Raw genomic sequence first — 10685 nt, forward strand, 5'->3', positions numbered from 1 at the left:
TTCTCTCCACTATAAGGGTATCCCTACCCCCAAAAACTCATTTTCAAATACTGGCAATTATCGTAAAATTTATATAGAAGTGCTATAACACTGTCCCGCAATAAAACCCATACAAATTCTAATAACACAAAATCACAAAATTGAGGAGGAATAGAAAAAATGGCACAATTAGGTGGAGTACCCATATTAATACTAAAAGAAGGCGCAGAAAGAACCCGCGGAAGAGACGCACAGAGATCAAACATGATGGCAGCAAGAGTAATAGCAGAAGCGGTCAGAAGCACCCTAGGACCAAGAGGCATGGACAAAATGCTCGTAGACAGCTTGGGTGATGTCACAATCACAAACGACGGAGCCGCAATACTGGACGAAATTGACGTGCAGCATCCTGCAGCAAAAATGCTAGTTGGCGTGGCAAAAACTCAGGACGATGAGGTTGGGGATGGAACTACGACAGCTGTAGTAATTGCCGGTGAGTTGCTGAAGAGAGCTGAGGAGCTTCTTGACCAGAAGATTCATCCGACTCTTATAGTGAGTGGGTATAAGAAGGCGGCTGATCAGGCAAAGAAGATTTTGGATGAGATGGCACTCGATGTGGATCCTGACGACGAGAAGACTCTTATGAAGATTGCAGTTACTTCTATGAACAGCAAGTCTGTGCTGGGGGCAAAGGAACACTTTGCAAAAATCGCGGTGGAGGCTATAAAGCAGATCGCCGAGGAAAAGGATGGCAAACTGGAAGCTAATCGAGAGATGGTTAGTATTATCAAGAAACAGGGTAAAAGTATTCTAGAGACGGAATTGGTTCAAGGCATGGTGGTTGACAAAGAATTGGTGCACCCGGCAATGCCTAAATCTATTAAAAACGCGAAAATAGCACTTGTAGATGCACCGGTAGAACTGGAAAAAACAGAGTTTGACGCGGAAATTCGAATTAGCGATCCAACCCAGATGCAAGCATTTCTAGATGAGGAGCAGAATCTGCTTAAACAAATGGTTGAAAGCATTAAGGCTAGTGGAGCAAACATCATATTCAGTCAGAAAGGTATAGACGATACTGCTCAGCACTATCTTGCTAAGGCAGGTATAATGGCGGTGCGTAGAGTTAAGAAGTCGGATATGGAGAAACTCGCTAAAGCTACTGGCGGTACTGTTGTTACAAACTTGAAAGAGCTTAAGGCTGAAAACCTAGGTAAAGCAGGGCTTGTTGAGGAAGTCAAGGTTTTGAATGATAAGATGGTTTACGTTCGTGAATGTAAGAACCCCAAAGCCGTGACCATTGTGGTTCGAGGCGGAACAGAGCATGTTGTAGACGAAGGTGAACGCGCACTAAACGATGCTCTTAGCGTCGTTAGGGATGTCCTTGAAGACAAAAAGATGGTAGCCGGAGGAGGAGCACCAGAAATCGAGGTTGCGAAACGTCTAAAGGATTACGCCGAGTCTGTTGGTGGCCGTGAGCAGCTTGCTATAGAAGCCTTTGCTGAATCGCTTGAGATCGTTCCCAAGACTTTAGCTGAGAACGCAGGTTACGACCAGTTAGACATTATAGTAAAGCTTCGTGCAGCTCACGAGAAAGGTGGACTCTGGATGGGTGTAAACATTGCTACGGGGGAAGTCGCTGACATGCTAAAGGCGGGTGTTATTGAGCCGCTGCGCGTTAAAAAGCAAGCTATAGCGTCTGCAAGCGAGGCCTCCGAGATGATTCTAAGGATCGACGATGTCATAGCTTCCAAACGACACGAACCAGCAGCAGGTCCACCCGGAGGACCCGGAGGACCCGGAGGACCCGGAGGACCCGGAGGTATGCCCCCAGGAATGGGAGGTATGGGTGGAATGCCTGGCATGATGTAGTTTTGCTTCCTCTTATTTTATTTATTTTTGTCTTGTTATTTAAAAAGTGGGTTTATTTTATTTTATTTTCGCTGGGTTTTTTCGAAAGATTTTTAGAGGTAATGCACATATAAGTGTACAATTTCTAAATTTGGGTGGTTTTGATGTTTACGTCCACTGTCACGTTTGATCCGCTTGTGGTTTACTTGGCTTTATTCTTGATATTTGCTTACGGTGTTCTTTGTGTGTTATCAGTGGTGATTTTTTTAAAGAAGGGCAGAAAAAGTATTTTTCTGCTTTTAGCATTGGCGTTTTTAGTTATGATGGGGGTCCAGCTAGGTTCATTTTATTTCGAACCCGTACTAGATTGGTTCTACTATTATCTTATTATAAAATTTTCTTTCTTGGAATATAGTTTGGATTATATGCATTATGCTCAGCAAGAGGCCTGGCTTTTGTTTCAGTTCCTGCAGTTTCTTGCTATAGCCGTTTTTGGTTTAGCAATGATTCTTGCGGGCAAGATTAGTGGTGCGTTGATAAAGGAGGGAAGTAAATGACTTTCTTATTTGATGTGACTTCTGTTTTGATGATTTCTGTGAGCCTTGGCTACGTACTTCTAATTGGTGTAGCTTACTCTTCGTATAAGCGATCAGGCTCCAAGTTTCTCTTATTATTTATGGGTGCTTTTGCTATGCTCTTTATTATGAATTTGTATGGAGGTATGGCTGGAGCTTACCACCCTTTTAATGGGATTATTTTAGAAATTACTAATCTCTTTGGGGTGTTCAGCGTATTTTTTGCTGATTTTACGGTTAAAAACATGATTGTGTTTGAAGCTATAGGTGTTATTGCAATTTTTTTATTTATAATCGCTCTTTTCAAGGCATAATCTTTTAAAATAGGTTGTCAGCAATTTTTATTTAATACCTCAATATAAAATTGTCATAAAATGGCGTGAAATATGAAGTCGGCGCACTATTGAGAATAACATTGGAGTGTTAGAAATTTGATAAAAAAGTTTCGCTCTTATATTTGCGTACCCAGTAAGGGCGACTACGCCAGAGGAGATAATAGACCCAAAGTGGATTGCATTCTCTGCTCCATTATTGAGGGAAACCCTGAGGTCCAACAAAAAATAATTTATAAAAATAATGAAACTATGGTTGTCCTAAATATTTACCCTTACAATCCTGGTCATTTACTAATATTTCCAATCAAACATGTGGAAAACTTTGAAGAGCTTAGTGAAGAAGAGATATGTAACTTGTTTTTAATGGCACAGAAGTCAGTAAAGTTACTTAAAGAAGTATACCATCCCCAAGGATTTAATATCGGCATTAATCAGGGCGAGGCTGCAGGTGCCAGTGTAAAGCATTTCCATATACAAATTGTGCCCCGTTACACCAGCGAAATTGGGTTCATGGAAACCATAAACGGCACTAGAGTAGTGGTGGAAACTCTGGAGGAAACCCTCAAAAAACTCAGGAGCAAAGCTCGTATGTTTTATTAAAGTTTCTATTCCCGAAATTTCTAGTTTTTAAGGTGTAGCTTAATAAAACTTATATTTCTAGAAAAACAACTATCAAACAATTTTCAGAGAATGTTTTAATTTCGTTTCTTTAATCGAATTTGGAGACGTTAGGGATGGTTAAATATTTTGACGATATTAAAAGGAAAACAGTGTTGGATGTTGCATATCAAATGATGATAAGCGCAAAAACCGCACCCAAGGGACTGGGGCAAGACTCTATTATTTTAGCTATTGTTTCTGATGAGGAAAAAGAAAAAATCGCGAAACAAATGCATCAACTCGCGGATATTGCTGGAAAAAATTTCCATAGGGACGCTAAAGGTGTGGAACAGGCACTTGCGGTTCTTCTTTTTGGCATTAAAAATACCGATATAACCGGCGGAAATTGTGGCTCCTGCGGGTTTGCTACTTGTGACGAGTTTCTAAAACAAGAAAAGAAGGGCATGCCTTTTCCCGGGCCATTTTGCGATCTTAAACTTATTGACCTTGGTATCGCAATTGGATCGGCTGTAAAAACAGCGGCTCTAATAGGTGTGGACAATCGGGTTATGTATCGCATCGGTGTTGCAGCAAAACTTCTGAATCTGATGGATGCTGACTATATTCTGGGTATTCCCCTTTCGGCTACTTCGAAGAATATCTTTTTTGACCGCTAATTTCCTTTTTCAACCATAAAAGTAGCAGAACACTGTTTTCGGGTATTGTTCCATTTATTTCACAAGGTTTAAATATTTATAATGCTGAGTTTGCCGAGGGTTGCAGTGTACAAGAAAGAATCACAAGAAACGGAAAGAAAAGCCGCACTGGTACTGGAAGATGGTTCCTATTTCCTAGGCACTGGTTTCGGTGCCACGGGAAGGGTTCATGGCGAAATAGTTTTCAATACCGGTATGGTTGGATATCCGGAAGTTCTCACAGACCCCTCGTATTTTGGCCAAATTCTCGTTCTTACTTATCCCCTAGTGGGAAATTATGGAGTTCCTTCTTGGAATGCTTATGATCGTTGGAAAATTCCAAAATTTTTCGAGTCTGAAGGAATTAAGGTAAATGGATTTATAGTTCATGAGTATTGTGACACTCCGCATCATTGGCAATCAACACAGACTCTTGGCAACTGGCTCGAAAAAGAGAATATTCCCGGTTTGCAGGGAATAGATACCCGCATGTTAACAAAGAAGCTACGGGTACACGGCGTTATGCTAGGAGTTTTAGAGGTTTTTAGAGAAGGCGTAGACCCTAATCTGAATAGCTTGATTAAAGAGGCTAAGCGGATACCCGACCCTAATGAGTCGGATCTTGTGGCCAGAGTTACCTGTAGCGAACCAATATTGTATTATAATGAAGGACGAAAAACAGTGGTGGTCATAGACTGCGGAGTGAAATATAACCTTTTACGGGAACTCTTAGCTTTTGGAGTTGATGTAGTAAGGGTTCCCTATAATTTCTCCGCCGACGAGATTATGGAGTATAAGCCCGCCGGAGTACTAATTTCAAATGGTCCCGGTGATCCCAAAAAAGTTCAAGATACAATATTTACCGTAAATAATTTGATAGAGGACAATGTTCCCGTGATGGGTATATGTTTTGGTAATCAGATAATTTCACTAGCTTGTGGTGGGAATACCTATAAATTGAAATACGGACATCGCTCGCAGAATCAACCTTGCGTTGACTCAAATACTGGGAGGTGTTACATCACCACACAAAATCATGGTTATGCCGTGAGTCTTGATTCACTCAAAGACACGAATTTAGAATTATGGTTCCAGAACTTGAATGATAAAACTGTTGAAGGGCTCTTGCACAAAAGACGTAATGTTATTTCTGTACAATTTCATCCAGAACATACTGCTGGACCCGTAGATACTAGATATATTTTTGATCTTTTCCTCAAAATGTTGGAGGGTGCCTAATATGCCTAAGCTTAAAGGGATTAACAAGGTCTTAATTCTAGGAAGTGGGGCGGTGAGAATTGGTCAAGCTGGAGAGTTTGATTATTCTGGAAGTCAAGCTTTAAAGGCGATGAAGGAGGAGGGAATCGAAGCAGTTCTAGTAAATCCCAATATAGCGACTATTCAAACAGATCCTGGATTTGCCGAAAAAGTGTATTTGTTACCCATTATTCCATATTACATCGAGAGGGTTATTGAAAGAGAGAAACCGGACGGAATCCTGTTGAGTTTTGGGGGACAGACGGCTCTTAACTGCGGAGTTGAACTGGCTAAAAATGGTGTTCTTGAAAAACATAATGTTCAGGTTTTAGGAACCCCTGTTAGGGCTATTGAGATTACTGAGGATAGAGAACTTTTCAGAAGAGCGATGAGCGAGGCTGGAGTTAAAGTACTAAAAAGTGCTACTGCATCCTCCATTGGGGAGGCTGTGGAAATAGCTGAGAAAATAGGCTATCCCATTATGATTAGAGTGGCTTACACGCTGGGGGGTCAAGGTTCCGGTGTTGCTTATAATCGGGATGATCTTAAAGAGATTGTGAGCAGAGGATTAGCCCAGAGTATGATATCCCAGGTTCTAGTGGAACAGTATGTGGGTAAATGGAAAGAAATTGAATACGAAGTAGTCCGCGATTCAATGGACAACTGTATAACAGTTTGTAATATGGAAAACTTTGACCCCATGGGTATACACACAGGCGAATCAATCGTGGTTGCTCCTAGTCAAACACTTACAAACCAAGAATATCATACTCTCAGAGAAGCTTCCATTCGGGTTATACGCTATTTGGGTATTGTGGGAGAATGTAACATTCAGTACGCTTTGGATCCAAAATCGTTAGATTTCTATGCTGTCGAGGTTAACGCTCGATTATCCAGATCTTCAGCACTTGCATCCAAAGCCACCGGTTACCCCTTAGCATACATAGCAGCCAAACTAGCAATAGGCTACAATTTGCCAGAATTAACCAATAGGGTGACTGGAGTAACCACTGCGTGCTTTGAACCCGCTTTAGACTATCTAGTGGTTAAAATACCCCGGTGGGATCTTCAAAAATTTGTAAATGTCAACAGGCAGATTGGGACGCAGATGAAGAGTGTGGGAGAGGTTATGGCCATCGGGAGGTGTTTTGAAGAAGCAATTCAAAAGGCTATTCGAATGCTAGATATCGGTGCCATGGGATTGGTAGGTAATGTGGACGAGATTAAACCCGAACCCCTAGACCACATACAATATCTCTTATCTCATCCTACAGATGAAAGAATATTCAAAATAGTTAAGGCTTTAAAGAGAGGATTATCAATAGAGGAAATCTACTCCTTAACCGGAGTTGATAAGTGGTTCCTATACAAGATTCAGAATATAATTAGAATGGAGGAGCATTTGAAAAATCTTGACCTCAATAATTCTGAGGAACTTGGAAGAATTTTAAAGAAGGCCAAACAATTAGGATTCTCTGACGAGCAAATTGGAACCTACCTAAACACAAATGAAAATGAAATAAGAAGATTAAGAAAGAAATTTGGGATAACACCAGTTATTAAACAAATAGATACTTTGGCAGCCGAGTGGCCGGCTCAAACCAATTATCTTTATGCAACATATGGAGGGGAAGAAGACGATATCCTATTTAAGAATAAGAGGAATAAGGTTATAGTTCTGGGGGCTGGAACTTACAGAATTGGAAGCTCGGTGGAATTCGACTGGGGTTGCGTGAACACCACTTTAGCGTTAAAAAATCATAATGTTGACGAAGCCATAATGATTAACTACAATCCAGAAACGGTTTCAACTGATTATGATATGAGTGATAAACTTTACTTTGAAGAATTGAGTTTTGAAAGAGTAATGGACATATATGAGAAAGAAAAACCACTAGGAATCATAGTATCAGTGGGGGGGCAAATACCAAACAATATAGCTATGAAACTAGCCAATGCTGGTGCAAACATTCTAGGCACTAAGGGAGAGAACATTGACCGAGCTGAGGATAGAGCCAAGTTTAGCGCCCTTTTAGATTCACTCAATATTCCTCAGCCACCTTGGCAAAAACTTTCCTCACTTGAGGAGGCAAAAAAGTTTGCTAATAAGGTGGGGTACCCTGTTCTTGTTCGACCAAGCTACGTTCTATCAGGGGCAGCCATGAGAGTCGCTTACAGTGATAAACATTTGGAAGATTTCTTAGTAATGGCCACAAGAGTTTCAAAAGAGCACCCCGTGGTCATATCCAAGTTTATAGAAGAGGCTAGAGAAATCGAGGTAGACGGAATATCTGATGGGGAGAATGTTCTAATAGGTGCAGTTATTGAACATGTGGAGGATGCTGGCGTTCACTCTGGAGACGCTACAATGAGTATACCCCCTCACAGTTTGTCGAAAATTATGCAAAGCAAAGTGGAGGACTGTAGTAAGAAAATCGCAGTTGCCCTGAATATAATAGGCCCTTTTAACATTCAATATCTTGTCAAAAACGGTGAAGCTTATGTTATTGAGTGTAATTTGAGATCTTCGAGATCCATGCCTTACGTGAGTAAAACCAAGGGTATTAATCTCATGGAAAGTGCAGCCGCCGTAATGTTAGGTAAGAAACTGAAGGATATAAATGCTCTAAGTGCTCCGGAAATTAGTCACACGGGAATTAAGGTTCCTCAATTCTCATTTATGCGGCTTGAGGGAGCCGACCCTGTGCTAGGAGTCGAGATGGTCTCAACTGGTGAGGTTGCCTGCTTAGGTGAGAATTTTGATGAGGCTTTTCTGAAAGCTTTGCAAGCTGCGGAATTTGAGATTCCCTTGAATGGTGGAAATGTGCTAATCACCGTGGGAGGAAAAGAGCTTAAAGAGAAATTGTTGCCTTTGGCAAAGGAATTTTCTGATATGGGATATAAAATTTATGCAACAGAGCATACCGCTGAAGCTTTCATAGAGGAGGGTTTGGAGAACGTGGAAACTGTTTATAAGATGAGGGAGTCTCGGAGGAAGCCAAACATCAGAGATTATCTAATTAACCGCGAAATTGATCTGGTGATAAACATTGTGCGCTCCGGTACGCTCGAAAAATTCGCTGAGATGATGTCTGATGAGTATGTTATAAGAAGAATAGCCATTGAGTACAATATTCCAGTGGTAACAAATCTTGAGATGGCTAAGGCTCTTGTTAAAGCCTTAAAGACCATGAGAAATAAAACATTAACAGTAAAATCTCTGAATGAATATCTGGAAAAAATCGAAAAACCTCCAATTATGTATAAGTAAACCCTTCCCAGAAAAATTGAGTTTTTGGATCCTTATTCGATTTTTAGTAAAATAATTAGGATTTCTAATTTGTAATAAAATATTTAACTTCTGTTTACTATCCGCTTTTTAGCTTAAACTAGTCTCGCTACCATCATTGATTCTCGTCTGTGGTGTTAATATATTGAAAGAAGATCTTGTAAATATCTTGGCCAGTATTGTTGGAGAGGAGAATGTTAAAAGTGATATTATTGATAGGTACTGTTATTCCATGGATGCCTCAATATACAAGTCGATTCCAGATGTGGTTGTTTTTCCACAAACAACAGATCAAGTTGTAGAAATAATGAAGTTGGCTAATACTAATGAAATACCGGTAACTCCAAGGGGTGCGGCAACCGGTCTATGTGGGGGGGCTGTTCCTATTGAGGGAGGGATAGTGGTGGACTTAACGCAAATGAATAAAATTCTGGAAATCGATCTAGATAATTTTTGTGTAAGGGTGGAGCCGGGAGTAATTCAACTTCAACTTAACCAAGAATTAAAAAAACAAGGTTTCTTTTTTCCACCAACTCCGGGCAGCAAAAAAATGTGTACAATAGGAGGCATGATTTCCACAAACGCCGGAGGAATGACCGCGGTAAAATATGGTGTGACCCGAAATTTTGTTCTTGGTCTAAAAGTTGTTTTAGCATCAGGTGAAGTCCTGAGTCTAGGTGGTAAAACCCTGAAAAGAAGTTTAGGTCTGGACTTGACGCAGCTATTTATAGGTTCCGAGGGTACGCTCGGCATAATCACTGAAGCTTTGCTAAGAATCATTCCTTTACCCGAGGAAACCGCAGTGATAGTAGCTCCATTTGAGGATATTAATGAAGCCGCTAAAGCGGTTAACTCTGTTCTCAATCACACAATACCAACCGCAATTGAGATAATGGATCGCGGCATCATAAAGGCCGTAAACGCCTACGTACCTGAATTAAATCTTCCCGAAGTCGACGCCCTATTATACTTTGAAATCGGGGGAACACCAGAAGAAGTGAAAAAACAAACTGAACTCATAGTTGAAACCTGTAAAAAACATAAATCCAATAATGTCCAATGGACCAGTGATCCTTCTGAAAAACAAATGCTATGGCAGGGTAGAGAAGCAGCCGGAGGCGCAATCATGAATCTAGACAAGAGACTCGTAAGAGTGTACGAGGCAGAAGATGTCTGCGTACCCATCTCTAAAGTACCAGAAATGGTGAAAAGATTTCAAGAAATATCCAAAAAATATGGAGTCCCGGTTGGCCTCTATGGTCACGCAGGAGACGGTAACATACACTCTGGAGTACTAATAGATGTAAGAAACCCGGAAGAATGGCAAAAACTAAAAAAACTAACCGGAGAAGTGTATGAAACCGCCATGTCTCTAGGTGGAAACATTAGTGCCGAGCATGGAATAGGCGTGCTGAGAGCTGGTTGGATGGATAGAATACTAGGTGAGGGGCTACATTACGTTAAAAAGATAAAGAAAGTATTTGACCCTAAAGGTATTTTAAACCCAGGAAAACTGGGGATCTAATAAAGTGATGCTGCTATTCATAGTTTAAGCTGCTATCCACGATTTGGTACCTTCCCTCTTGACGACTTTTTTCTCCTCCAATTGTCTGAGGAGAGAAACCACTTCATTCTGATTTAGTTTACCTTTCAGCATCCTAGTGATAGCTCTCGGTCTTCTAGGCTCAACTGCTATCAGGTTCACAATGAAGTTTTCTGTTTCGGAAAGGTCGTCTCTAACTATGGGTTCTCTTTTTTCCCTCTTCTTCTTTTTATACTTTCTTTCCTTTACAGGCTCCCTCTTTTCTTCCTTCTTTTTCTCCTTTTCCTCTACTACCTCTTTCTCCATTTCCTCAATGATTTCCTCTATTTCCTCCTCTTCTATTTCCTCTAGTTCTTCTTTGCCCTTGGATTTCTTTGGCATCACTATTCCTCCTTTTTCTTAGAATTGATTAAATTGATATTCTTACTGATTAAATTAATTTTTTTGAAAATATTTTCATTTTAGAAAACCAAGAGAACTCGAGCTTTTTAAATCTTTACTGTATTTACAGTATTTGAAAATGAGTTTTTGGGGGTAGGGATACCCTTATAGTGGAGAGAA

At 40.5% G+C, this 10685-nt stretch carries 9 protein-coding genes; 8 read left to right on the forward strand and 1 reads right to left on the reverse strand.

Features of this window, described 5'->3' with window-relative positions:
• Positions 1-159 precede the first annotated feature (159 nt).
• The 8 genes from thsB to ACUVXA_RS10400 all read left to right on the forward strand — a co-directional run bounded on the left by thsB (position 160) and on the right by ACUVXA_RS10400 (position 10106).
• Positions 160-1851 carry a thermosome subunit beta gene (thsB, locus tag ACUVXA_RS10365; RefSeq protein WP_445871185.1) on the forward strand — a complete coding sequence of 564 codons (1692 nt, stop codon included), beginning with the start codon at positions 160-162 and terminating at the stop codon, positions 1849-1851.
• A gap of 143 nt (positions 1852-1994) precedes the next feature.
• Positions 1995-2387, forward strand: coding sequence for a hypothetical protein (locus tag ACUVXA_RS10370; protein ID WP_445871186.1), 393 nt, complete (start codon positions 1995-1997; stop codon positions 2385-2387).
• Positions 2384-2719, forward strand: coding sequence for a hypothetical protein (locus ACUVXA_RS10375; protein WP_445871187.1), 336 nt, complete (start codon positions 2384-2386; stop codon positions 2717-2719). The genes ACUVXA_RS10370 and ACUVXA_RS10375 overlap by 4 nt, the downstream gene beginning before the upstream one ends.
• A 117-nt stretch (positions 2720-2836) precedes the next feature.
• On the forward strand, positions 2837-3340 hold the full coding sequence (locus ACUVXA_RS10380) for an HIT family protein (protein ID WP_445871188.1): 504 nt from the start codon (positions 2837-2839) through the stop codon (positions 3338-3340).
• A 134-nt stretch (positions 3341-3474) separates the two neighbouring features.
• Positions 3475-4017, forward strand: coding sequence for a ferredoxin domain-containing protein (locus ACUVXA_RS10385; RefSeq protein ID WP_445871189.1), 543 nt, complete (start codon positions 3475-3477; stop codon positions 4015-4017).
• A gap of 105 nt (positions 4018-4122) precedes the next feature.
• A complete protein-coding gene (carA, locus tag ACUVXA_RS10390) occupies positions 4123-5274 on the forward strand; it encodes a glutamine-hydrolyzing carbamoyl-phosphate synthase small subunit (protein ID WP_445871190.1) in 1152 nt (383 codons plus the stop codon).
• Between the two features lies 1 nt (position 5275).
• Positions 5276-8563 (forward strand): carbamoyl-phosphate synthase (glutamine-hydrolyzing) large subunit, encoded by a 3288-nt coding sequence (gene carB / locus ACUVXA_RS10395; protein ID WP_445871191.1) that lies wholly within the window; start codon positions 5276-5278, stop codon positions 8561-8563.
• Between the two features lie 163 nt (positions 8564-8726).
• Entirely contained in the window at positions 8727-10106 is a 1380-nt protein-coding gene (locus ACUVXA_RS10400) for an FAD-binding oxidoreductase (RefSeq protein ID WP_445871192.1), read from the forward strand.
• A 24-nt stretch (positions 10107-10130) separates the two neighbouring features.
• On the opposite strand, the gene ACUVXA_RS10405 is transcribed toward ACUVXA_RS10400, so the two are convergent.
• Complete coding sequence (locus ACUVXA_RS10405; RefSeq protein ID WP_445871193.1) at positions 10131-10505, reverse strand: hypothetical protein; 375 nt, start codon at positions 10503-10505, stop codon at positions 10131-10133.
• Positions 10506-10685: the final 180 nt, after the last annotated feature.

The sequence above is a fragment of the Candidatus Jordarchaeum sp. genome (genome assembly GCF_052745115.1).

Coding starts and splice junctions, on each gene's coding strand:
- thsB (WP_445871185.1), top strand. CDS start 160: ATGGCACAATTAGGTGGAGTACCCATATTAATACTAAAAGAAGGCGCA.
- ACUVXA_RS10370 (WP_445871186.1), top strand. CDS start 1,995: ATGTTTACGTCCACTGTCACGTTTGATCCGCTTGTGGTTTACTTGGCT.
- ACUVXA_RS10375 (WP_445871187.1), top strand. CDS start 2,384: ATGACTTTCTTATTTGATGTGACTTCTGTTTTGATGATTTCTGTGAGC.
- ACUVXA_RS10385 (WP_445871189.1), top strand. CDS start 3,475: ATGGTTAAATATTTTGACGATATTAAAAGGAAAACAGTGTTGGATGTT.
- carB (WP_445871191.1), top strand. CDS start 5,276: ATGCCTAAGCTTAAAGGGATTAACAAGGTCTTAATTCTAGGAAGTGGG.
- ACUVXA_RS10405 (WP_445871193.1), bottom strand. CDS start 10,505: ATGCCAAAGAAATCCAAGGGCAAAGAAGAACTAGAGGAAATAGAAGAG.